This window comes from Labilibaculum euxinicum (assembly GCF_009795715.1).
Classification (GTDB): Bacteria; Bacteroidota; Bacteroidia; order Bacteroidales; family Marinifilaceae; genus Labilibaculum; species Labilibaculum euxinus.
The window spans coordinates 275314-299767 of sequence record NZ_WTCR01000001.1 but is presented as its reverse complement, the minus strand read 5'-3'; the positions used below and the strand labels follow the sequence as shown (position 1 = coordinate 299767).

Below are 24454 nucleotides of genomic sequence, written 5' to 3'. Positions count from 1 at the left end.
TCTAAAAATACCAACATGTAGGTATTTATGCTTATTGAGACTTAGTCTAATTTAGCCGTCGAAATAATGCTTGTTATTCGAGCAGAAAAACTAAAACCTAATTGTTTTAAACTGATGAAAAAAGGATTACTATTTGTGGCTGCGATTGCTGCGTTTTTTGCAGCAAAAGCACAGGATGCTCAGGAATCAAAAAGTATTGGAACAACTATTTTGGACAGAGTTAAAGATGAGAAATTAAGTATTGGAGGTTATGGTGAGGTTCATTACAATCAGCAAATTAGTGGTAATACCCGTTACAATGGAAATATGGATGTTCATAGAATGGTATTGTTCTTTGGATATCAATTTAATGATAAGACTTCGTTTGTTACCGAAATTGAATACGAACACGTAAAAGAGTTGTACGTTGAGCAAGCATTTCTAAACTATAATGTTCGTCCAAACACAAGTTTGAGAGCCGGTTTAATGTTGGTGCCAATGGGTATTGTAAACGAATATCACGAACCAACTACTTTTAACGGCGTGGAGCGCCCAAGTGTAGATAACAGAATTGTTCCAACTACATGGCGCGAAATCGGGGTCGGACTTAGCGGGCGTATGCCTTCATTTCCTTTAAAGTATCAATTGTATGTAATGAATGGTTTTATTGGATACAATGGTACGGGTGTTCTTAGAGGTTCTGATGGATTTAGAAAAGGCCGTCAGAAAGGCGCTGAATCTACATTTACATCACCTTCTTTATCTGCTAAATTGGATTATTACGGAGTGAAAGGCTTAAATATTGGTTTGGCAGGATATTTCGGAAAAACTCAGTCATCTGCCTTTAATGGATTGGATAAGAATGATGATTTTGCTGAGGAAGTTGCAGATTCAACACGTGTTGGAATAAGCATGTTTGGAATGGATGTTCGTTACAAGGTGAACGCTTTGCAGTTAAAAGGTCAGTATATTCATTCTTTTATCAGCGATGTGGCAGCGTATAATGATAAAACAGGTAAGGATCTTGGAAAGCAAATGCAAGGTTACTATTTAGAGGCAGGATATGATTTATTAGATGGAAAAGAGCAGGCTTTGGTTCCATTTGTACGCTACGAAAATTATAACACACATCACAAAACGGCTGGGAATATGGTTGCAAACAAAGCTTACGACCGGGAAGAGGTATTCTTTGGGTTAAGCTATCATTTGGCAAAAGGTGCTGTTGTAAAAGCTGATTACCAAATGTCAAAAGACGGTAATGATGAGAAAAAGAATTTTGTGAATTTTGGTGTAGGCGTTTGGTTCTAGAACTAAAACAATTAAAATATTTTACTTCAAGGCATTTTGGGTTTCCATTGTGCTTTGAGGTTTTTCAAGTAAAGGAGATTTGTTGATGAAAAGATGGATAAATATTATTCAGCTAGTAGTTATTTTTGTTTTGATTCATGGAACATTTGCTGCAAATGCAAGTGAATTCCCTAAATCCATACAGAAAAAAATAGATAAAGAAGTTCAAAAAATATTCCCCGTTGAAGATTTGATAATGGACGATATTGACAATCTAAATCTGGATGTTTTTAATTGTGAAGGGGTAAGGGATTTACATTTGAGTACACTAAAGAAGGCGGATAAATTAATGGGATTTGCTTGTTTTGCATCATCAAAAGGGAAGAATGATTTTTTCGATTATATGGTTCTGTTCAATGAAAATCTCGAAATTCAAAAAGTAGTGGTACTAATCTACAGATCTTCCTATGGCGGCGAAATTATGGCTAAATCGTGGTTGAAGCAGTTTATTGGGAAGATAAGAGGAGAGGAAATGGAATTTGGAAAAGATATTGATGGGATTTCCGGAGCCACAATTTCAGCTCCGGCAATGGCTAAGGGAGTAAAATCTGTTAGCTTGCTTTTAAGTGAATTGAAAGCAAACGGGAAAATTTAGATTTGAAAAAATAAATCTTCAATCAGAATTCTTAGTCCAATAAGAATTAGAACAATGCCTCCAATTACTTCAAAGCGTTTACTCATTTTACTGCCAATTTTTTTACCCAGCAACATTCCAAGCATGCAAACAATGAATGTTATTATGCCTATTATAATTGCTGGAAACCAAATAACAACATCAATAAGAGCAAGGCTTAAACCTACCACCAAAGCATCTATACTCGTTGCTACAGAAATACCGATAAGGACGAACAGTTTTAATGGATTAAATGAGCAATCCTTTTCTTTGGCAGTTATGCTTTCATAAATCATTTTACTACCCATTCCTGCGAGTAGAAAAAAGGCGATCCAATGATCAAAATCTTTGATTAAATCCCTTAATTCCCATCCGGTATACCAACCAATTATTGGCATTCCTCCTTGAAAAACAGCAAGAAAAACAGCAATTTTAACTGCTTGAAAAAAGTGAATTTTTTTAATAGCTAAACCACTGCACACCGATGCGGCAAATGAATCTACAGATAGTCCAAGGCCAAGAAGAAATATGCTTATTAATTCCATGTAATCGTAATTTTAGGACTGCAAAGATATATGCTTCCTACTTAAGAGGCGAAAAAAAAGCAATTTCAGATAAAGAAATTTCCTATTTAAAAGTATTCTAAGAAGTTAAGCCGATTTTAAGGAGAAAATGAACTTGCTTCCTTTATTTTCTTCACTTTCAACCCAAATTTCACCGCCGTTTCTCTTCACAAATTCTTTACAGAGAATAAGACCCAGACCGCTTCCTGTTTCTTCTTTAGTGCCGGTAGTTGTAAAGTTACAATCTAATCGGAAGAGCTTGTCCTGATTGTTTTTACTAATTCCGATACCACTATCTTTTACCGAAAGATGAATAAAATCACCATCTAATACCGAAGACAGGAATATTTCGCCATTTTCATCTGTGAATTTTAATGCGTTGCTAATTAGGTTTCTAATTATGGTGTTTACCATGTTTATATCACCAAATGCTACCGTGTTGGGTTGTATATCTGAAAATAATTTTATTGATTTATCTGCAGCTTTTAATTTGAAAAGAGCAAGATTGGATTGAATTAATTCATATAAATCAATTTGAGTTGGTGTAAATTCAAGGATTCCACGTTGATCATTAGCCCATTGTAAAAGGTTTTCAAGTAGTGTAAATAAACTGTTTGCAGATTCATTAATATTGGCATTATACTCTTCTATGATCTCTAAATCTTTTCCTTTCTTTACTTCCGATTTTATCAGTTCCGAAAATCCTAATATGGCGTTAAAAGGTGATCTTAAATCATGTGCAATTATTGAAAAGAACTTATCTTTTGTAGCATTCATGATTTTTAATTTGGAATTAGAATCTTCCAATTTGCCATTTATATTCTTTATTTGGTTGTTTATCTTAATTTTAGAGCGAAATAGGATAATTATTAGAAGGATAACAGCAAGCGCTAAAAAGGAGAAAATATAAAGGTATTTTGCTCTCATTTTTTCTTGTTCCAGTTTTTCTTGAGTAAATTGGTTTTTCACTCTTAAAATTTCATTCTCTTTCTCTTTTTTTTCAGAATCAAACTGCGTTTGAAGTTCAACTATCTTATCTGTTCTTGATTTTTGTTGTATGCTATCCTTAAGAGAGTTGTATGCTATCATGGAGGAATAGGCTTTTTGGTATTTCCCTGTTTTATTGTAATATTCAGCAAGGAGTTTCAATAAATCACTTCTTTTACCTTTTATCTTTAATTTCTTAGTTAAAGAAATTCCTTCTTCAAGATATTTATATGCCTGATTGAAATTACCTAAGCTAAGGTGTATTTGAATTAAGGTCTCCAAATTATAAATAATCTCAGTATCAAGTTGTAATTGTCGATTGGTAGATAATGATTCGCGCAGGAATACAATTGCTTTATCTGTATTCCCCATTTTAAAATAATTTTCACCAATATTATTCAGACACAATGCAACGCCTGCTTTATTATTTTCTTTCTTATTTATTGCGAGACTTTTTTCGTAAAATTTTAATGCTTTATTAAAATTTAAATCGTTTTGGTATATAATTGCTAAATTATTGTAAAGAACTGATAGAGTGTCTTCATCCTTTAGCTCTATCGCGATTTCCATAGCTTGATTGTAATAGGATATTGCCTTTTCCCTTTGATGTTCATCGGCATAAATATTTGCCATACTAATGAGAATACTAAGCTTAGTATTCTTGTTGTCCTGTACTTTATTATATTGAAAGGCTTCTACATATTTGCTTAGTGCTAATTCAAAATCTCCTCTTTCATAGTACACTTGTCCAAGCCCGATAAGATTATTAATTTTATTTTTGTTATTCTTGATTGCCTCGCTTATTTCAAGAGATTTATTGTATTGGGCAATTGCACTGTCGTATTTGCTGGCTAATACATAATAGTATCCTAAACAGGAATGTACTCTGCCAATACTTAAAGAATCATTTATTATATATGCGATTGATTTGGCTTCATCAAGGACTTCTTTTGCATTTGTCAGATCTCTGTTCACAGAATAATTGTAAAAACATTCAATCTGCGAATTGATGATCAATTTTTGGTTATTACTCTTTAGAGATAGTTGCAGCGCTTTATTTGCAAAATAGATTGCACTATCAGTTTTTACCGTATAGTACGTTCTTGATTTGGTTAGATATCGTTCTATCTTAATACTATCCTGATTCTTTACGTCATCTGAAACCCTATTTGCAAATAGAGTGTTGGAGAACGAAATATAAAAAAGCAAAACAAGTGGTAGGGGAAATTGCATTGTGGTTTTGGATCTTAAGTTTGGATGCTATTATTAAATCGGATTGTTTTAATTGTTTAGTTGAGGTTTTTTGTGGTATTGTTTATTCATAATTGTCTAATAATGAGTCGAAATATAGTAATATTAATTAGAATAATTTTGACTGAAATAATAGTATTATTATTTTGATAGATGACAAATAGAGTGTATTAGACACTTTATTTTTATTTTGTAAAAAAGTGTTTTGAATTGGATAAAGATTGTGAGTAATACGTATTCAATTTCTGATATATTTTTTGATAATAGATCGATTTAGTTGAAATTGGCTCAGGGACTTTATGCCTTTAATTGGTAGTGTTTAAGCACTTTGAGAAAAAAAATAAAGTTGGAATTCCTTTGTTGATGTGTAAATTGATTTTGAATGGCAGAGAGTTTATTATTTAGATCAATTATAAATTACAAACTCATACAACAGACACAATTCGTAAGAAAAAATGGATTGCTTTTTTGCCGCGCCTTTATTGTGTTCGAATATTTTTGCAGGAAAAAATATTCACACTCAAATTTTTAATATTTCTTCCTGTAATACTTCTTTGGAATACTAAAGAATAATGTTTTGACTGATATCTAATGCAATTACAGAATGGGTGAGAGCACCAATTGAAATAAAGTCTACTCCTGTTTTGGAAACTCCGGCAATCCTCTCCAAATTCATATTTCCAGATGCTTCAATCAAAGCTTTGCCATTAATGAAGTCAACAGCTTCTTTCATTAATTCATTACTCATATTATCGAGCATGATGATATCTGCGCCTGCAGTAACAGCTTCTTTAACTTCATCTAAGTTTGTTGTTTCTACCTCCACTTTAATATCCGAAGGAATTGCTTTACGAACCTGTTCAACAGCGGAGGTAATGCTGCCGGCAATCTTAATGTGATTGTCTTTAATCATTACCATATCATATAAACCAATGCGATGATTGGTTCCTCCTCCCATTTTAACTGCATATTTGTCGAATGTCCGTAAGCCGGGAACTGTTTTTCTTGTATCCAGTATTTTCACCTTTGTCCCTTTAGCTTTGGCAACATATTTAGCTGTTTCGGTAGCAATACCCGACATTCTTTGCAGTAAATTTAAGGCTAGTCTTTCGCCGGTTAAAAGAGCCCTGAATGTTCCTTTTATTTCAAGAATAACGTCTCCTTTTGATACTCGGTCACCATCCTTAATTTTTGGATTCCATTTTAAATTTGCATCCAATTTACGAAACACCATTTCGGCAATATCCAAACCTGCAACTATTCCATCAGCTTTAGCGGTCATACTTGCAGTCGCGGATGTATTTTCGGGTACTATATTATTTGTGGTAATATCACCACTTCCTATATCTTCCTGAAAAGCATGATTAATGATGAGTTCAATTTCCTGAACGTTGAATCCTGATTCTTTCATATTTGATAATTTAATCTTGAGATCGATGATCTACAGGAACAAAATAAATTTCTTTATTAATTTGTTGAATCGAGTGGGTAAGGAATCTTGATTTTTCTTTTGGGAAATCTTCTCTGTAATGACCTCCGCGACTCTCTTGTCTTGCCAATGCTGCAGTGGTTAGCAGATGACATACTGTTATAAGGTTTTGCAAACGAACACTGTAATATTCATAAGCTTCAAAAGGGAAATTGTTTTCAATTAATTCTAAAAGTGAAATAACTTCCTTCAATTCTGTATGGTTTCGTACTATTCCTGCCTTTAAATTCATCTCATTTGCAATTTCATTGCAATGATTTAGGAATGATTGTTCCAGATCTGTATTAATATGCAGTTCGGTCTGATTCAAGGGAAACGGATCGGTAAGCAAAGTAGTTTCCCTGGCATGATCGACAGCTCTTTTACCAAATACCAAACATTCAAGCAATGAGTTTGAAGCAAGTCTGTTGGCTCCCATAACTCCTGATGAAGCTATTTCCCCACAGGCATACAGTCGCGATATATTGGTTTCAGCGTGTATTCCGGTTTTAATTCCTCCAACCATATAATGCGCTGCAGGAGCAATTGGAATTTCCTGAGTCATATCAACGCCTGAAGATTCGCAATTTTTATTAATAGACGGGAACCGATTTTTTATTTTCTCTCCATCAAGATGTTTAAGGCTAAGAATCACATGATTGCTTTGACTTTGTTTCATCTGATTGAAAATGGACCGGGCAACGATATCGCGGGGAGCTAATTCGGCTAAAGGATGAATTGCCGACATAAACCGTTCTCCTTTTGAATTTATAAGATGAGCACCTTCACCACGAACAGCTTCGCTAATCAGAAATGTATATCCTTCCTTAGAATAAAACGAACTGGGATGAAACTGAATGAATTCCATATCCGCTACTGTAGCACCGGCCTTATAAGCCAGGTTTATTCCATCGCCAACTGTAGTGTGCGGGTTTGTTGTTCTTTGATAGACCGCAGAAGCTCCGCCCGAAGCAAGAATTGTATTCTTAGCTTCAATTAGGAGATTGGTATTGTTGGTGATATTGTAGCTTTTTGCTCCGGCACAAATTTTATTTTCAACAAGCAATTCAAAAACCATATGGTTTTCAAATATTTCTATATTGGGATTATTCACTACCTGTTTAATCAAAAAAAGAGTCATTTCTTTTCCTGTTGAATCACCACCGGCATGAAGAATCCGCCTTCGGTGATGCCCTCCTTCAAGTCCCAAAGCCAGTTTGCCGTTCTCTTTATCGAATTGCATGCCCAAATCGATTATGTCCTGAATACGATCCGGCCCCTCGTTAACGAGAATTTCCACAGGAATAAGGTCACACAAACCACGACCTGCGGTTAAAGTATCTTCTAAATGATATTGAGGAAAATCTTCAGGATCGGTAACAGCAGCAATGCCTCCTTGTGCGTAGTAAGAATTGCTAACATCAATCTTCGATTTTGTTAAAATGGCAACTTTCCCAAAGCGGGAAGCATAGTAGGCTGAATATAAACCAGCCAGTCCACTTCCGATTACTAAATAATCGAACTGTTTGTGTAGCATTATTAAAAATCTTGGTTCGTGCGAAATTAGGGAATTTCATTTTATTTCGTTGCAAAATTATACGAATTTTAAAGAACAGGAATAGTATTCGTTGATTTTTTGTGTGATAAAGCTCTTTTAAAATACATGAAAAGCTAAAAAAGGCGGTAAATGAGAATTTACCGCCTGCTATTAGCTTCTAATTATTTAATGAATTCCGAAAGTAGTTTTCGAACTGAAGCAACAGATTCAACTTTGTATTTTGCTGCTGTGTTTTTAAGTCCAACCTTTATGGTATGAGTCGATTCCGGAAGTTCACGGAACATGTATTCATCAGTCCAGTCGTCTCCTATGGCCATCACGAAATCGAAATCTTGGTTTTTAAGAAATTGCATAGCGGCAATCCCTTTGTTTATCCCGCCACTTTTCACTTCTATTACTTTATTGCCTTCTAATATTTCGAGGTTGTGATTGGCGATCATTGTGGTTAACTCGTCCCGAAGCTCATTTGCTCTAAGTTCTCCTTGTTCAGGTTCTGCTTTTCTGAAATGCCAAACCAGAGAATAATTTTTTTCTTCGATAAAAGACCCTGGTGTTTGGTCAACAAAGGTTTCTAAAGTAGGACGAATATTTGGTTTCCATATATCCGAAGCATTGCTTAGCATTTTCCACTCTTTTTGATTTTTTCTAAGCCAAACACCATGTTCAACAATCAAATTGATTTTGTGTCCGTCAAACCATTTCTCCAGACTAACTCTGTCCCTGCCACTTATAATTGTAATTACATTACGAGGATCTTCTTCCAGTTTGAAAAGAATTTTATGAAGCTCTTCATCCGGTTTTGCATCATTTGGATTCGATCTGAAGCCGGTTAAGGTTCCGTCGTAGTCAAGGAATATAGCCCTGCTTTCTGCAGAATGGTATTTCGAGCTAAGATTTTCCATGATTTTACTATTAATTTTCTTCGCATAGAAGGAGTTTTGTATTTTTTCAACTTTTGCTAAAGATTTTACAAACTCACTGGACCATTTGAAAACATCATATCGTTTTATCCTATCCTGAAGAAAGATCATCCGTTCCCGCTGCTCATCAAGCGGCATGATTAAGGCCTGATTAATAGCACTTGCAATTTCATTAATATTGTTGGGATTAATTATCAGAGCTTCCCCCATTTCTTTGGCAACACCTGCCATCTCACTTAAAATGATAACACCTGTTCTATTTGTTCTTGATGCTACATATTCTTTCGCAACCAGATTCATTCCATCGCGCACAGGTGTTACCAGAGCAACATCACATGAACTGTACAATTCAATCAGGTTTTCGAAGGGTAGCGAACGGTAAAAATACCAAACCGGCGTGTAGTTAATACTCCCGAATTTACCATTTACAGTTCCAACCAATTCATCCACCTCTCTCTTAAGGTTGATATAGTGTTCCACGGTTCCACGGGATGGTACCGCAAGCATTATCAGTGTTACTTTGCCTATAAATTCAGGATAATCTTCTAAGAATTTTGAGAAAGCCCGTAAGCGGTTTGGAATTCCTTTCGAGTAATCCATTCGATCGATCGAGAGAATTAGCTTTCGTTCAGGTGAAACCAGAAAATATTTTTCCAGCTCACGATGAAGCTTCGATTTTTCCTGAAGCGGCTTTTGAAATGTTTGATTTGCAGCATCTCTAAATTTATCGTAGTCAATTCCCATTGGAAAGGAATCAACAAGTATAATCCGGTCTTCGATGTGAATTTGGTTGAATGAAATCTCGTACCCCATTAAACGACGCACCGAACTGCAAAAATGTCTTTGATAATCGAAAGTATGAAAGCCTATCAGATCAGCACCCAGAATGCCTTGTATCAATTCTTTTCTCCATGGCAAAATTCGAAAGACTTCAAAAGAAGGAAAGGGGATGTGGAGAAAAAAACCAATGGTAACACCAGGTTTTTTTGATTTTATCATTTCAGGAACCAGTAATAATTGATAGTCGTGAATCCAAATGGTGTCACCTTCCTCTATAGTTTCCAGTGCTTTATCAGCAAATTTTTGATTCACGCTTACAAAAGCGTCCCATAATTCATGATCGTAATCAATATATTGCGCGAAATAATGAAATAGCGGCCAAATAGTCCGGTTACTAAAACCATCATAGTACAAGTCTATTTCCTGTTTCGACAGATGAACAGATATACAATCTTCTTTAATTAATTCTTCTTCAATTTTTGCAGTTAATTGATCATCAAGATCATCGCTTGGTAATCCCGGCCAGCCAATCCATTTTCCATTGTATTCTTTGTAAACCGACCTCATACCTGTTGCAAGCCCGCCAACACTCGGAATTAATTCGATGTTGTCATTTTCTACGTTAATACTAAAAGGGAGTCTGTTGGAGACAATGTGAATTCGATTCATAAAAAGGAAATTTAAATTTTGGTTTAAAAACAGTCTAAAGTCATGGAAAATCTTTATTTTCCGTGGAGTTTTTATGGTTAAGCTCTAAAATAGCATTTTTTTATGAAGAATTTAAATTACGGGGTAATAGGAAATTGTAGAAGTGCGGCACTGGTTTCGGAAAAGGGGTCGTTGGATTGGGTGTGTTTGCCACAATTTGATTCATCTTCGGCATTTGCTAAGTTGTTGGATAAGAGTAAAGGTGGTAGTTTTGAAATTTTACCTGAGAGTGCAACAAATATTACACAGGAGTACCGAAAAAATACAAATATTTTAAAAACAAGATTTGAGTGTATCGATGGAGTTTTTGAAGTTTTGGATTTTATGCCCAGATATGTAACAGAGAAAAATGATTACTACATGCCTCCTGATGTAGTTCGTTTTTTTCGATTGGTTTATGGAAAACCAAAGTTTCGGATTAAATACAATCCTCAACTGGATTATGCCCGAAATACAACTAAAAATAAATTGTCCAGTGAGAAATTTATAAAATCGTATACAACATCAGGTAATTACGATTCTTTGTATTTGTATTCCAGTTTTAAAGGTTCTGATATATTGAATCAGGAAGTCATTGAATTGGAAAAAGATGAATTTTGCGAGGTTAGTTACAATCAGAAGTTACTGGAACAAACACTTGACCGAATTTATTTGAAATTACAGCGCACAAAAACATATTGGCTGAATTGGAGCGAAAAAACCAAAGTACTGCCTAAATATAATGAAGAATCCAATCGAAGTGCATTGGTTTTGAAATTGTTAAGTTATCAAAAAAGTGGAGCCGTTCTTGCTGCATTAACAACATCTTTACCCGAAACAATAGGTGAAGTTAGAAATTGGGATTATCGTTTTTGCTGGATTCGTGATGGTTCTATGGTTGTTAAGATTCTCACCCAATTGGGACATTATAATGTGGCAAAACGATACCTGAATTTTATTATGGATATTATTCCTGAGAAGAATGAGAAAATTCAGATCATGTATGGTATTAATGGTGAGAAAAAGCTTTCGGAATTCGAGTTGGAACACCTTGCAGGTTATGAAGGATCGAAACCGGTTCGCGTTGGGAATGCTGCCTACAAGCAAAAACAGAATGATATTTATGGAATTTTGGTGGATCTGATTCATCAGCATTTCGAAATGTTTGAAAATTCTCTCGATCATAGTGAGGAATTATGGACCATTGTAAGAAGCATTGTGAAGGTTGTAGAGGAGAATTGGAAAAAGCCGGATCGGGGAATTTGGGAAATTCGTGGTAGAAGTCTTCATTTCACTTTTAGTAAAGTGATGTGCTGGGTGGCTTTCGACCGGGCGGTTAAAATTGCAACTCTTTTGAAGCGCGATTATTATGTGGGGAAGTGGACCATTCTTCGACATTCGGTGAAAGAAGATATCATGAAAAAGGCCTGGAGTGAAAAGAAACAGGCGTTCACCCAATTTTATGGTTCTGAGGATATGGATGCATCTGTATTGTTAATGGAGAGTTATGGTTTTATCAATGCCGCAGATGAGAAGTATAAATCGACAGTACTAACCATTCAAAACGAATTGGAACATGATGGTTTAATGTATCGTTATAAAAATAAGGACGATTTTGGGACGCCAAAGTCAGCTTTCACAATTTGTTCTTTCTGGTTGATAAACAGTTTGTATAAAATTGGCAAAAAGAAGGAGGCAAAACAGAAATTTGATAAGTTATTAACCTATTCAAATCACTTGGGTTTGTTTGCTGAGGATATCGATTTTGTTTCGAAACGAATGCTAGGTAATTTTCCACAGGCCTATTCCCACTTGGCGATTATCGAAACAGCATTAAATTTTTCAGATTCTACTTTCGATGATGAGGATAGTTTGTTGGATCAGTTGAGTAGTTAAGAAAATTTTAAATGATTGTTTGAACAGCACCATATTGACATCGGTTATTTGGTGCTGTTTTTATTTTCTGATTTAACCTTTCAGTAAACTGATTACCTCTTTTAAGGTTTTGTTTTCGTTTTCGAGTAACTCGATTCTTTTTTTAAGGCCATCTACTTCTGCATCTATCTGAGATAGTTCCATGCCTTTTTCTACAGCCTTTTGTGATTGATTCTCTCTCTCCAGTCTATTCGCAATTTCCTGAAAAATATTTAATTCAAGAGCCTGACAGATACTCCATAGTCTGTTTACCTGAAGTGTTGATCTGTCCAGTTGTTGGTGAAGTGAAATAGGGCGGATATTAATTTTTCGTGCTAACCAGCTTACCGTTAGGTTTCGTTTCGATAAGTTTTGTCGAATCATTCGGTGAATGCTGAAGGGGATTTTTTCTGATTTTGGGTTCATGCGTATGTGGCGGGTTTAAAAATTAATATTCTTCCTGATTCAGTTCATCCGTTTCTTTTACAGAAATTGTAAACCTAAGAGCAAATATGCTTCCTACAAGTATAAAGTTAAACCTTATAGATAGTAAAATCAATAGTTTAGTCATTAAAATACATCCTTTATGATGTAAAAAACGTAATAATTTAAGTAATAAAGATAATATGAGATGTAAATTACCTATCAGATTAGGTAAAAAGATAATAAAAGATGTAAAAAACGATTTACAGTAAGTAAAATACCTGATTTATGATGTAAAATTCATCATGCAGATAGTAAAATATATATCAGGAGATGTAAAATACGTCATAAGGGGTATATCGTGTCCAGCTAAGAAGCTTTGTTGGTGTCTGAGGAGAAAAAAGAGCTTGCCGAATTACGACAAGCTCTCACTAAAATATCTATTTGATCTTCTTATTTCACCAATAGTTTTCCCTTGTATATTTTTTCGCCCGAAAGGTTGATGATATGTACACCGGGTTTCAATTGTTCCCGGTTTATAATCACGTTGTTTCCTGTAATATTTTCAATAATCCGAACCACACGGCCACTGGCATCCACAACCACCAACCGGTATTTCTGATTGGTTTTGTTAGGGAAGACTACATTACTTTTGTACACCAGTGGGTTAGGATATATCATTAGCTTTTCAACTTCTTCGCCCAGTTCATTAATTGCTGTAGCCATCTCAACGGTTATATAATTTTCTTTGGTATTGGTATTGGTATTGGTATTTGATGTACCATTTGTGCCGTTTACCGTTAATGTTACGTCATAAATCCCTGCTTCACTATATGATACAGTAGGATTCTGCAATGTATTATCGTCAGCAGTACCACCTGCAAAATTCCATTCCCATGATGCAATTGCGCCTGTTGATAAATCAGTAAAGCTAATATTGTCTGCTGTTGTTGTGGTAGTTGAGTTTACGGTAAAATCAGCCTTCAATGGAGGTGCAATATTTTCTTCATATCCAACTAATGCTTTAATGGCTAATGCTGAATTGGCAGCATAGATACTTCCATCCGAGAAACTTTTCCATTCACCTTCATAGGTAAGGTAGGCTGAATTGTCCCAAGTAATATCTCCATCTAAAGGAAGATGCCAAACAGCAAATGTATCAACAGGATTTTCATAAAAGACTTCGTAGCCAACAAAGAAACTAGAGTTGACTTCAATTGGAGAGTCAAGAATAATTTCATTAAACTGGCGGGCCTGCAGTTCAGAAAATGCAATTTCTTTTGAATAAATTTCAGTTTCGGGTATGCTTTCACCATTCCAAATTTTGATTGCAATTTTAGGATCTGAAGATTGTGCTTCTACAAAAACCGGATTCAGCTGAATACTTCGTACAACGTTTAAGTTAGGATTAACCATCTCAAATTTCTCAGCAAATTGAGACATGTTATAATTGTTGTGTCCGGATGTATATCCCCAAGTTAAAGAATAAATGGACAATTTTGATTCATCTTCAGCTGAAATATTGTAAAGTAAAGTATCATCAAAATCGTCAGGATCAAGAACTGTAATGTATCCAACTTTTGTTTCTGTATCATTATACTCATTATCGCTGATAGTAAGCGTCACGTCAAATGTACCAACTGTATTATATGTAATTACAGGATTTTGTTCTGTTGAATTGTCTGGTGTTCCACCAGGGAAACTCCAATTATAATTTAGATCAGAGCCTGTACTTTGATTCGTAAAAGAGACTTGTGTTCCAACATTAACATTTGTTGTATTCGCAATAAAATTAGATTTAACAGATTTAACAACTATTGCTGAACTGATTTCCTGGGTAGTTTCTCCTGCAGCATTTGTAGCAGTTAAGCTAACTTTATAAACGCCGGATGTGTTGTAAGTAATTCCACGCGGATGTTCGTCGGCGGAAGTTGTTGTTTCTGCTCCTTCAAATGTCCATTCCCACTTGGTAAACCCATCGCCAATACTTCTGTTCATGAAATCAACTGCTTCTCCTATTTGAATAGAATCTTTTGTCATTCCAATTAGTGCAACAGGAGCAGCAGAGCTAAAATCATCATCAGCTGTAAATACCCCATTACCATGAGTTGCAACAGCAAAGAATCCATCTCTGCGAGCTTTTATCATTGAAACAACGCTGGTTCCGATTTGGTTAATTGCTTGCTGTGTCCAGATTGTAGAACTTCCCTCAAGTTTTGTTGTACTGTACAAACCGGTACTGGTACCTGCATAATAGGTAGTGTCAGTTGGTGAAACCATGTAAGCTACTGAGCGGATGGACGGACCATTATTCTCACCATTTATTTCTTCCAGATTTCCACTTACAGGAGTCCAGGTGGTTCCCCCATCGGTAGTACTAAATATACTTTCAATTCCGTAATTGGAAAATCCGACCAATACTTCATTCGCATTTAAAGGGTTTGCATCAATAGAAATTACATTTCCAGCTGGCATATTTGTTCCTGTAATGTCATTTTTTTTTGCCCATTTCGAGTGCGAATTTTCAATTTTATAAACTTTTCCTGTTGATGTTCCATAATACAGAATGTGAGCAGGGAAGGTTGAGGATTCCATTGCTGATACAGTTCCGCTTGCTTTTGATATTTCCAGTTTTTCCCAATTTATATTGGCTTCATTGGATTGTAGTTTTGGAATTTCAAAAATATTGGAATTTCTCCAGATGTATTGTCCTGCAGCATAATATAAAATTTCACTGTTGTTGGCATCCTCAACAAATGGATTGATAAACAATTGTCCGGTTGCTCCCTCAGGATCAACACGGGTCCAATAGTAACTTGCCTCATCTGTTACGTTATTTTCAAGGTAAGTGGTGCCGCTTTGTGAAGAAGAGTAAATACTGGTACCTAAATTAAAAATACTGCAGTAACTGCCGTCGCCTGACCCCCAGGCTAACCAATCTTTATCAGGATCGGAAGTTTCAGCAAGCCAGGTACCGTTGTCCTGAAATCCGGAAAGCAATACTTTGTTTGTTCTAATATCGTTATCAACAGCGACTGTATAAGCTTGTGTTGTTAGGTAGCCATTGTTCAGAAATTCCCAATCAACAGGCATGCTTTTGTCTCCTGCTGTTTCAGAAAATGTATCGTCTGTTTGTTTATAGTTGTTAGTAATGCTAATTCCACCATCGTGTCCGCATAGTAATGTTGCATTATCATTCTTAAATACTAATGCATGTACATCCGGATGATGATTTGGATACTGACTAATATTATTTTCGGTAGCGTAGCCTCCGATCCAGTAGGTTTTTGATTCATCGGTCGATTTCCCAACACTTAAAGGACTTGCTTTTGTTGCAAAAGCATCATCGGAACGAAGCAGATTAGTGCCGCCGATAAATACCATATTTTCATTATCCGGAGCAACTTTTATTACCATATTGTAAGACCCCTGTGAGTTGTAACCATTTACATCTGTGTCCCCGTCGCCACCTTCCGGTAGATTTTGTGACCGGTCTACCCATGTTGCCGGAGTTGTTGCGGCAGGATTATAAGTCAATTTCCAAAAACTGTGATCCTGAAAACCTGCTCCTATTGTTTCACCTAAAATATAAACAATATCATTGGTTGTATTACTTGGTGCATGTGCTAGTACCACTCTGTTATAATCTGCAGGAAATCCACTAGGAGTAATGTCTTCCCAATCATTTAAATTTCCTGTTACCGATCTGTAGATTCCTTTTGTTGTACCATCGGCACTTAAAGAAGTGTACTTAATCCCGCTGGGAGTACAGATAATATCTTCATAATAGGAATCTGATTCGATAACATCAGTCCAGCTGGTCCCTCCATCCGTTGAGCGCTTAATTCCATCTGATGTTGCAACATATACATCGCTGTTGATAGGATCAATACAAATATTCCAGGCATAATCAAAAGCATCATATATTTCAGATGTGTTGGAAGCAGTAGAGGTTAAAGATGTCCAGCTGTCGCCGTTATCGGTAGATTTAAACAGTCCGTTTCCCCGGTAAGGGGCACTACCTGCCGATGCTGAATTACCTATTAGTTCTCCGGTTGTATAATACCAGATTGCAGTGTTGTTTGGATCTTGTGCAATAGAAGTTACACTAGGGTGGTCTTCAAGCTTTGTTGTTCGGGTCCAACTAACACCGTTATCGGTTGATTTCCACATTCCGCCGGTTGTTCCTCCCGCTAATATTGTATTTCCTGTTGCATCATTCATGTCAATAGCTAAAGCTCTGGTTCTTCCGCCAACATTTCGAGGTCCGCTATTGATATAGCTTAATCCTCCTGTTTTTAATCTGCTTTGCAAACCTGAGGCTGAAGAAAGGACATATGCCTTTTCCAGTTCTTTAATGTTTAATGGGATCTGTCCTGTAAGAGGATTTTTCAGTAGATTTCTTTCGTACAAGGCTCTGGCAATAGGATCATCCGCACGTTTTGGCTTTCCTGCTTCTTTGTCCGCAATTTTAGCCAACTTTCTTTTGTTTAATGTGGGATTGGTTAAATCATTGTACGTTTTTTCGGTTATTACGATATTTTTCACTCCTAGTGTAGAGTGCTTTTGTGCTGTTAGTTTTTTATTTTGCGCAAGTATTGGAAAAGAAATCGCTATTGCGAGTAGTATGGTGAAAATTGATTTCATGTGTTTTGATTATTTAATGCCGAATACGTGCAAATTAAGTTTTCTTATCAAAGAGGAAGCAGACATATTACGTTTTCCTAACTTATTTGTTAGTTGAAAAGTAATTTTTATTTCCAATTTTTAAATTACAATTGGGGCTGTTCTCCTGTATTCTAGGAACCAATATGAATAAGATAAGGACTAAATTGAAATTAATTTTATTGTTTTGTTTCTGATTTATAATCTACCAGTTTGTAAAGGGGTGTGTTGTGTACTCCTTCGATGCTGGATATTAAACAAGAAATGCTTTTTGCAGATTTCAAATTAATAAATTGTTGTTCTGTAATTTTTATTTGAATGCTTTGTTCCTTCTGGAAAGTCGAAGTAAAGCCTGCACCATAAGCTTTTATGGAAATCACTTTTCCGTTTAGCAGGAATTTATTGTTCTCTGATAAAAATTTAAAGTCACTTATTACAAGAGAACAAGTACCGGGGGCAATTTGTTTTTCAACGGGGATTCTTTTTTCCTTTTGGATTGAGTCTTGCGTTTTTTCAGTGGAAGCAAGTTTATTAGGTGGGGCACACGCTAATGTTAATCCCAGAATGGCAATAAGGGGTAAAAAATGTTTCATATACGTTGTGATTTCGTTAGTTGTCACAAGTTATGAAAAATGTATTAGTTTTTACCTTGTACTTAAGCAAAAAAAAATACCCCCTTGAAAAGGAGGTATTCAATATTTAAGTTATTGATATTATTTGTGTTCCATGATCCATTTTTTCGCATTTACAAATGCTTCAATCCATGGTGAAACTTCGTCATCAATGCGGTTCTCATTGTAATGAGCCCAGTTCCAAGGGTAAGTTGCTCTTTCCAGATGAGGCATCATTGCTAAATGGCGACCATCATTTGATGATATCGCAGCTGTTGCAAATGGCGAGCCGTTTGGATTGGCAGGATACTGATCAATGTTGTATCTCATAGGAATCTGATACTTGTCTTGTCCGTATGGCAAATCAAATTTACCTTCCCCGTGAGCAACCCAAATACCTAATTTACTTCCGGCCAAAGACGAAAGCATAATTGAGTTATTTTCTGGAATTGATACACTTACAAATCCCGATTCGAATTTGTGTGATTCGTTATGAAGAAGTTTTGGATGTTTTTCATGATCAGGATAAATTAATCCCAGTTCAGAAATTAACTGACATCCATTACAGACTCCAAGACTTAAAGTATCCTTTCGGGCATAGAAATTATCAAGAGCTTTTTTAGCTTTTTCATTGTAAAGGAAAGCTCCGGCCCATCCTTTTGCAGAACCCAACACATCGGAGTTAGAGAAGCCTCCAACAAAAACAATCATGTTGACATCAGAAAGATCTTCACGTCCGGCAATCAAATCAGTCATATGAACATCCTTAACATCCATTCCTGCCAAATGCATCATCCAGGCCATCTCACGATCTCCGTTTACACCTTTCTCACGAATAATAGCAGCTTTAACACCTGATTTTTCTTTTCTTTTTGGATCAATTCCGAATTGTTTAAATTTCCCTGTGAAGTTCTCATCGAATTTGAATTCCAGTTCATTCTCTTTGTAAGATTTGAATCTTTCCAAAGCCAATTCTTTGCCTGATTGATTTCTATCCAAAAGATAAGAAGTTTTGAACCAAAGATCACGTAAGGATGCTATATCAAGATCAAGAGTCTGATCATCTTTTGATATTTGCATCTTTCCTGCCTCGCCAAGAGTTCCAATTACATGGAATTTAATTCCTTTACCGGCAAGATCCTTTGAAATAGTTTCAAGATCTTTCACCTGGAAAATAACACCTGGGTTTTCGCTAAACAATACTTTAACCAAATCGCTTTCGTCAATCGATGAAAGATCAATATCAGCACCAAGTCTGTTGTCTGCAAAACACATCTCCAACAATGCTGTAATCATACCACCAGCTGAAATATCGTGACCGGCAAGTACTTTGCCTTCCAATATTAATTGCTGAAGAGTTTCAAATGCTTTTGCAAAATATTTTGAATCCTTAACATCAGGAGTCTGTGTTCCTAATTTATTTACAATCTGAGCAAAACTGCTTCCTCCCAATTGGAAATCATCTTTCGAGAAATCCATATATATTAAATGAGAACCAGCTTCGTTTTTCAGAACCGGAGAAATCATTTTATTGATGTCGGTTATTTCGCCAACAGTTGAAATGATAACTGTTCCAGGAGAATAAACAACATCGTCTTTTCCATATTTTTGGGTCATGGAAAGTGAATCTTTTCCTGTTGGGATATTGATTCCCAATTCAATGGCAAAATCACTAATTGATTGAACAGCCTGATACAAACGGGCATCTTCACCGGCATTTTTACAAGGCCACATCCAGTTTGCAGATAATGAAATGCCTTTAAGTCCCTGTTCAATTGGAGCCCAAACCATATTTGTTAATGATTCGGCAATAGATAGGCGACTGCCATTTTCAGAGTTTACCAAAGCTGCAATTGGTGTATGACCAATAGATGTAGCAATTCCTTTTTCGCCTTGAAAATCAATTGCAACGGCGCCTAAATTATTCAATGGCAATTGAAGCGGGCCCGCACATTGCTGCATGGCTATTTTTCCAGTTACCGACCTGTCTACCTTGTTGGTTAACCAATCTTTGCAGGCAACAGCCTCTAATTGAAGAACATTTTCGATGTATTCTTCTATTTTATTACCATCATATTTAACAGCTTCAAATTTTTCATTCAAAGTTGTATCTGTTAAGACAGTTTTTGGTGGTTTTCCAAACATTTCCGAAAGACCAAGATCAATTGGATTTTGTCCGTTTTTTTTATCCTCAAAAGTGAATCTCATATCACCGGTTGTTTCGCCAACCTGGTAAATTGGGGCTCTTTCTCTCTCTGCTATGCGGGTTAAAAGGGCAACATCCTTTTCTTTAATAACCAATCCCATTCTTTCCTGAGACTCATTTCCTACAATTTCTTTAGCCGAAAGAGTAGGGTCACCAACAGGAAGGGCATTCAAATCAATTTTACCGCCGGTTTCTTCAACTAGTTCTGATAGGCAATTTAAGTGTCCGCCTGCTCCATGATCATGAATAGAAACAATAGGATTCTCATCGATTTCGGCCATTGCCCGAATTGCATTACAAACTCTTTTTTGCATTTCAGGATTTGAGCGCTGAACAGCATTTAACTCGATAGAGTTTGTGAATTCACCGGTTGCAACAGAGGAAACGGCTCCACCGCCCATTCCAATTCTGTAGTTGTCACCACCTAAAAGAATTACTTTATCGCCTTTTTCAGGAACATCTTTTTGAGCTTGTTCGAATTTGCCATAACCAATTCCTCCGGCCTGCATAATAACTTTATCGTAACCGTATTTTTTATTGTTTTCGAAGTGTTCGAAAGTAAGAACAGAACCACAAATAAGAGGCTGACCAAATTTATTTCCGAAATCACTGGCTCCGTTCGATGCCTTAATTAAAATTTCTTCAGGAGTTTGATACAACCATTTTCTGGCATCAGTAGCATTTTCCCATGAACGGGAAGCTTCCAGTCTAGGATAGGAAGTCATGTAAACAGCAGTTCCAGCCATAGGAACTGAAGCTTTTCCTCCTGCAATTCTATCTCTAATTTCACCACCAGTACCTGTTGCTGCACCATTAAATGGTTCAACAGTAGTTGGGAAATTATGTGTTTCCGCTTTAAGAGAAATTACAGTGTTAATGTCTTTGGTTTGAAAGAAATCTGCTTTATCATGAGTAACAGGAGCAAACTGTTCCATTTTAGGTCCTTCTAAAAAGGCACAATTGTCTTTGTAGGCAGATACAATTCTGTTGTGATTTAATTGGGAAGTTTTTTTAATCAATTGGAAAAGTGAAGATTCTTTTTCTTCACCATCAATAACAAACACTCCGTTAAAAATTTTGTGACGACAGTGCTCCGAATTAACCTGAGAGAAACCAAACACTTCGGAATCAGTTAATTTTCTGCCGATTTTTTCTGAAACTCCATTTAAATAATCAATCTCTTCACTGCTGAGAGCCAAACCTTCTTTTTGGTTGTATGCAGCAATGTTTTCAATATTTATAATTGGTTCCGGTTGCTTTTCAATGGTGTAGATGTCTTGACCAATTTTTTTATAAAAAGCTTGCAGCATAGGATCGTATGCTGCTTTTTCGTTTTCCGATTTATGAAATTCTTCAATGCGCAAAATTCCTGAAATTCCCATGTTTTGGGTTATTTCAACAGCATTAGTACTCCAAGGAGTAATCATTTCCTTTCTTGGGCCAATAAAAAATCCCTCTATCTCATCTTCTTGAATTTTTTCGGCATCTCCGAATAGCCAGGAAAGCTTTTCAAAATCCAATACATTCAATTGGTTAGTTGTCTGAACAACAAAGTGTACTTCGTCTTTTTTGAAGAATAGTATCATCTTAGAGTCTACTTATGAAATTTATAATAATGGTTGAAACCTGTTTCAAAATGCAAATATAGGTAAAAGACTTTACACAATGTAACAAAAAGGATCCTCTAAGCTTGTAGAATTCTTCTTTGCTCTTGAATGCAAAAAAAGTATGAAATGAGAATTGTGTGAAATAACAGTTGTGGACGTGGTTTTTTGTACGGATTAACTAAAAAATCATGAAAATATATTTGTGTTCGAATATGTTGAGGAATAGTAAAATATATTTCTGTTTTATCGGAAAAGAGATTTTCTTTGATCTCGCAAATGTCAGGAAGCGTTATATGAGTTCGCCTAATTATGCAAAGGTTTGCGCAGTGTGAATTCTAAATAAGAATTTAGAAAAGTAGTTTTTTTGTTATTTGTTTGATTGTTAGGAGGAAAGTGAGAACTTGCAGTTTTTAATACATGTTGAAAAACAACTTTTATAATGTTACAGATCATTGATTACCGTTTTTCAAATCGATATTTTTGTAACCTTATAATTTAAAATATATCTATAATGAAACCATCCCATATTGAACATATCGGTATAGCCGTAAAAAGTTTAGAAGAAGCAATTCCATTCTACGAAAAAGTATTAGGATTAGAATGTTATGCAGTTGAAGAGGTAGTTGATCAGAAGGTTAAAACAGCTTTTTTCAAAGTTGGAGATACCAAAATTGAGTTGTTGGAATCAACAGATCCAGAAGGTCCGATAGGTAAGTTTGTTGCGAAAACAGGTGGAGGAATGCATCACATGGCATTCGCAGTAGAAGATGTTCAGCAAGCATTAACTGATGTTCAGGAAGCTGGTTGTGAAGTAATCGATAAAACACCACGTAATGGTGCCGAAGGTTTAAAAATTGGATTTTTGCATCCAAAATCAACTCAGCGTGTGCTGACTGAAATTTGTGGCAATAAATAAGGAATACTCAATAAATAATAATAACTCAATTAGTTATGGCTAGTCAGGATAAAATTAAAAAGTTAATTGATTTAAGAGCAGAGGCTAAGCTTGGTGGAGGTGTGAAAAGAATAGAATCTCAACACAAGAAAGGCAAGTTTACAGCTCGTGAAAGAATCGATATGCTTCTTGATGAAGGAAGTTTCGAGGAATTTGACATGTTTGTATCGCACCGTTGTACTAACTTCGGTATGGAGAAAACGAAATTTTTAGGCGATGGTGTTGTTACCGGTCAGGGAACAATCGACGGACGTTTAGTATTCGTATTCTCTCAGGATTTTACTGTTTTTGGAGGATCGTTATCTGAAACTTTCGCTCAGAAAATTTGTAAAATCATGGATATGGCAATGAAAATGGGTGCACCGGTTGTGGGTCTTAATGATTCAGGAGGAGCTCGTATTCAGGAAGGTGTAACTGCTTTGGCAGGTTATGCTGAGATTTTTCAGAGAAATATTATGGCTTCTGGTGTAATTCCTCAGATTTCAGCAATTTTCGGTCCTTGTGCGGGTGGTGCTGTTTATTCTCCGGCTCTTACCGATTTCATCATGATGACAGAAGAAAAGTCGTACATGTTTGTGACTGGACCTAAGGTTGTTAAGACGGTTACCGGTGAAGATATTTCTGTTGAAGATTTAGGTGGTGCTAAAATGCATGCCAGCAAATCAGGTGTATCTCACTTCATGGTAGAAGATGAAGAAGAAGGTATCATGATTGTTCGTAAGTTGTTATCTTACATGCCATCAAATAACTTGGAAGAAGCTCCAATTACAGCTTGTTCAGATCCTATTGATAGAATGGATGATATCCTCAATGAAATCATTCCAGCAAATCCGAACATGCCTTATGACATGAAGGATGTAATTTATTCGATTGCTGATGATGCTGAATTTTTGGAAGTTCACCGTCATTATGCAAAGAATATTATTGTAGGTTTTACTCGTATGGGAGGAATGTCTGTAGGTGTTGTTGCCAATCAGCCTAGTTTCCTTGCTGGTGTACTTGATATTGAGTCTTCAAGAAAAGCGGCCAGATTCATTCGTTTCTGCGACTGTTTCAATATTCCAATTTTAACTTTGGTTGACGTTCCTGGTTTCTTGCCTGGATCAAGTCAGGAATTTGGTGGTATCATTACTCATGGTGCGAAATTAATGTTCGCTTATGGTGAAGCTACAGTTCCAAAAGTAACTATTACTCTAAGAAAATCTTACGGTGGTGCTCATGATGTAATGTCTTGTAAGCAACTTCGTGGTGATTTGAATTATGCATGGCCTACAGCTGAAATTGCTGTTATGGGAGCAAAAGGTGCAATCGAAGTACTTCACGGAAGAAAAATGGCTGAATTAAACGATGCTGATAAAGCTAAGTTTATTGCAGAAACTGAAATTGAGTACAACGAAGCATTTGCTAATCCATACAATGCAGCATCATATGGTTATATCGATGATGTAATTGAGCCACGTAATACACGTTTCAGAGTGATTCGCGCATTCCAGTCTCTTCAGACTAAGAAGCAAATGAATCCACCTAAAAAACATTCTAATATTCCATTATAAAAAAAACGTTCTATGTTAATGAATATTTTATCTATAGGAAGTCAAGGTGGATGGACTGTTGCCATTGTAGGTTATTCCATTGTATTTATTGCATTGGTACTACTGGTAATTGTTTTTGTCAATCTGCCGAAACTCTTACATCTTAACTTAAGAAAAAAGTTGGTGAGAGAAGGTCGATCTGGCTCTGAAACTGATGATTTAAACATCGAGGGAGGTGTTAATGCTGCTATTGCAATGGCCTTGCATATGCACTTTAACCAGAATCACGATGATGAAAGCAATATCATTACAATTAAAAAAGTTACTAAGAATTATTCTCCATGGAGTTCTAAGATTTATGGAGTAATGAATCAACCAAGATAAGCAA

15 protein-coding genes are annotated in these 24454 nt (G+C 36.0%); 6 read left to right on the top strand and 9 right to left on the bottom strand.

The genetic code is table 11. From position 1 onward, the window contains the following. Window positions 1-114 precede the first annotated feature (114 nt). Window positions 115-1287, top strand: coding sequence for a hypothetical protein (locus GQR60_RS01115; protein ID WP_124991175.1), 1173 nt, complete (start codon window positions 115-117; stop codon window positions 1285-1287). An 85-nt stretch (window positions 1288-1372) separates the two neighbouring features. After that, window positions 1373-1921 (top strand): FMN-binding protein, encoded by a 549-nt coding sequence (locus tag GQR60_RS01110; protein WP_124991174.1) that lies wholly within the window; start codon window positions 1373-1375, stop codon window positions 1919-1921. On the opposite strand, the gene GQR60_RS01105 is transcribed toward GQR60_RS01110, so the two are convergent. The 5 genes from GQR60_RS01105 to GQR60_RS01085 all read right to left on the bottom strand — a co-directional run bounded on the left by GQR60_RS01105 (window position 1918) and on the right by GQR60_RS01085 (window position 10135). Continuing rightward, a complete protein-coding gene (locus GQR60_RS01105; protein ID WP_124991173.1) occupies window positions 1918-2484 on the bottom strand; it encodes a manganese efflux pump MntP in 567 nt (188 codons plus the stop codon). The two genes, GQR60_RS01110 and GQR60_RS01105, sit on opposite strands and share 4 nt — an antisense overlap. 105 nt (window positions 2485-2589) lie before the next feature. Then, window positions 2590-4722, bottom strand: a complete 2133-nt coding sequence (locus GQR60_RS01100) for a tetratricopeptide repeat-containing sensor histidine kinase (RefSeq protein WP_124991172.1) — start codon at window positions 4720-4722, stop codon at window positions 2590-2592. A 580-nt stretch (window positions 4723-5302) separates the two neighbouring features. Next, window positions 5303-6151: a carboxylating nicotinate-nucleotide diphosphorylase gene (nadC, locus tag GQR60_RS01095; RefSeq protein WP_124991171.1), complete on the bottom strand. Its 849-nt coding sequence runs from the start codon at window positions 6149-6151 to the stop codon at window positions 5303-5305. 10 nt (window positions 6152-6161) lie between these two features. Then, window positions 6162-7745, bottom strand: a complete 1584-nt coding sequence (gene nadB, locus GQR60_RS01090; protein ID WP_124991170.1) for an L-aspartate oxidase — start codon at window positions 7743-7745, stop codon at window positions 6162-6164. A 182-nt stretch (window positions 7746-7927) separates the two neighbouring features. Next, window positions 7928-10135, bottom strand: a complete 2208-nt coding sequence (locus GQR60_RS01085) for a bifunctional alpha,alpha-trehalose-phosphate synthase (UDP-forming)/trehalose-phosphatase (RefSeq protein WP_124991169.1) — start codon at window positions 10133-10135, stop codon at window positions 7928-7930. A gap of 102 nt (window positions 10136-10237) precedes the next feature. Here GQR60_RS01085 and GQR60_RS01080 point away from each other — a divergent pair, with 102 nt between their 5' ends. After that, a complete protein-coding gene (locus tag GQR60_RS01080; RefSeq protein ID WP_124991168.1) occupies window positions 10238-12049 on the top strand; it encodes a glycoside hydrolase family 15 protein in 1812 nt (603 codons plus the stop codon). A gap of 72 nt (window positions 12050-12121) precedes the next feature. Here GQR60_RS01080 and GQR60_RS01075 read toward each other — a convergent pair whose 3' ends face one another. From GQR60_RS01075 to purL, 4 genes are all read right to left on the bottom strand, one after another. Further along, a complete protein-coding gene (locus tag GQR60_RS01075) occupies window positions 12122-12493 on the bottom strand; it encodes a hypothetical protein (protein ID WP_101310568.1) in 372 nt (123 codons plus the stop codon). Window positions 12494-12943: 450 nt separating this feature from the next. After that, window positions 12944-17137, bottom strand: coding sequence for a PKD domain-containing protein (locus GQR60_RS01070; protein WP_124991167.1), 4194 nt, complete (start codon window positions 17135-17137; stop codon window positions 12944-12946). Between the two features lie 197 nt (window positions 17138-17334). Beyond that, window positions 17335-17748, bottom strand: a complete 414-nt coding sequence (locus GQR60_RS01065) for a hypothetical protein (RefSeq protein ID WP_124991166.1) — start codon at window positions 17746-17748, stop codon at window positions 17335-17337. A 120-nt stretch (window positions 17749-17868) separates the two neighbouring features. Next, the gene (gene purL, locus GQR60_RS01060; RefSeq protein WP_124991165.1) at window positions 17869-21558 is read right to left on the bottom strand and encodes a phosphoribosylformylglycinamidine synthase; all 3690 of its coding nucleotides are present in this window, start codon (window positions 21556-21558) and stop codon (window positions 17869-17871) included. 532 nt (window positions 21559-22090) lie between these two features. On the opposite strand from purL, the gene mce reads away from it, so the two are divergent. Genes mce through GQR60_RS01045 form a run of 3 tightly spaced genes read left to right on the top strand, consistent with a single transcriptional unit; the run spans window position 22091 to window position 24450 of the window. Then, entirely contained in the window at window positions 22091-22495 is a 405-nt protein-coding gene (mce, locus tag GQR60_RS01055) for a methylmalonyl-CoA epimerase (RefSeq protein ID WP_101261400.1), read from the top strand. Window positions 22496-22530: 35 nt separating this feature from the next. Further along, window positions 22531-24087 (top strand): acyl-CoA carboxylase subunit beta, encoded by a 1557-nt coding sequence (locus GQR60_RS01050; RefSeq protein WP_124991164.1) that lies wholly within the window; start codon window positions 22531-22533, stop codon window positions 24085-24087. Between the two features lie 12 nt (window positions 24088-24099). After that, a complete protein-coding gene (locus GQR60_RS01045; protein WP_124991163.1) occupies window positions 24100-24450 on the top strand; it encodes an OadG family protein in 351 nt (116 codons plus the stop codon). Window positions 24451-24454: the final 4 nt, after the last annotated feature.

Coding starts and splice junctions, on each gene's coding strand:
- GQR60_RS01115 (WP_124991175.1), top strand. CDS start 115: ATGAAAAAAGGATTACTATTTGTGGCTGCGATTGCTGCGTTTTTTGCA.
- GQR60_RS01110 (WP_124991174.1), top strand. CDS start 1,373: ATGAAAAGATGGATAAATATTATTCAGCTAGTAGTTATTTTTGTTTTG.
- GQR60_RS01105 (WP_124991173.1), bottom strand. CDS start 2,484: ATGGAATTAATAAGCATATTTCTTCTTGGCCTTGGACTATCTGTAGAT.
- GQR60_RS01100 (WP_124991172.1), bottom strand. CDS start 4,722: ATGCAATTTCCCCTACCACTTGTTTTGCTTTTTTATATTTCGTTCTCC.
- nadC (WP_124991171.1), bottom strand. CDS start 6,151: ATGAAAGAATCAGGATTCAACGTTCAGGAAATTGAACTCATCATTAAT.
- nadB (WP_124991170.1), bottom strand. CDS start 7,745: ATGCTACACAAACAGTTCGATTATTTAGTAATCGGAAGTGGACTGGCT.
- GQR60_RS01085 (WP_124991169.1), bottom strand. CDS start 10,135: ATGAATCGAATTCACATTGTCTCCAACAGACTCCCTTTTAGTATTAAC.
- GQR60_RS01080 (WP_124991168.1), top strand. CDS start 10,238: ATGAAGAATTTAAATTACGGGGTAATAGGAAATTGTAGAAGTGCGGCA.
- GQR60_RS01075 (WP_101310568.1), bottom strand. CDS start 12,493: ATGAACCCAAAATCAGAAAAAATCCCCTTCAGCATTCACCGAATGATT.
- GQR60_RS01070 (WP_124991167.1), bottom strand. CDS start 17,137: ATGAAATCAATTTTCACCATACTACTCGCAATAGCGATTTCTTTTCCA.
- GQR60_RS01065 (WP_124991166.1), bottom strand. CDS start 17,748: ATGAAACATTTTTTACCCCTTATTGCCATTCTGGGATTAACATTAGCG.
- purL (WP_124991165.1), bottom strand. CDS start 21,558: ATGATACTATTCTTCAAAAAAGACGAAGTACACTTTGTTGTTCAGACA.
- mce (WP_101261400.1), top strand. CDS start 22,091: ATGAAACCATCCCATATTGAACATATCGGTATAGCCGTAAAAAGTTTA.
- GQR60_RS01050 (WP_124991164.1), top strand. CDS start 22,531: ATGGCTAGTCAGGATAAAATTAAAAAGTTAATTGATTTAAGAGCAGAG.
- GQR60_RS01045 (WP_124991163.1), top strand. CDS start 24,100: ATGTTAATGAATATTTTATCTATAGGAAGTCAAGGTGGATGGACTGTT.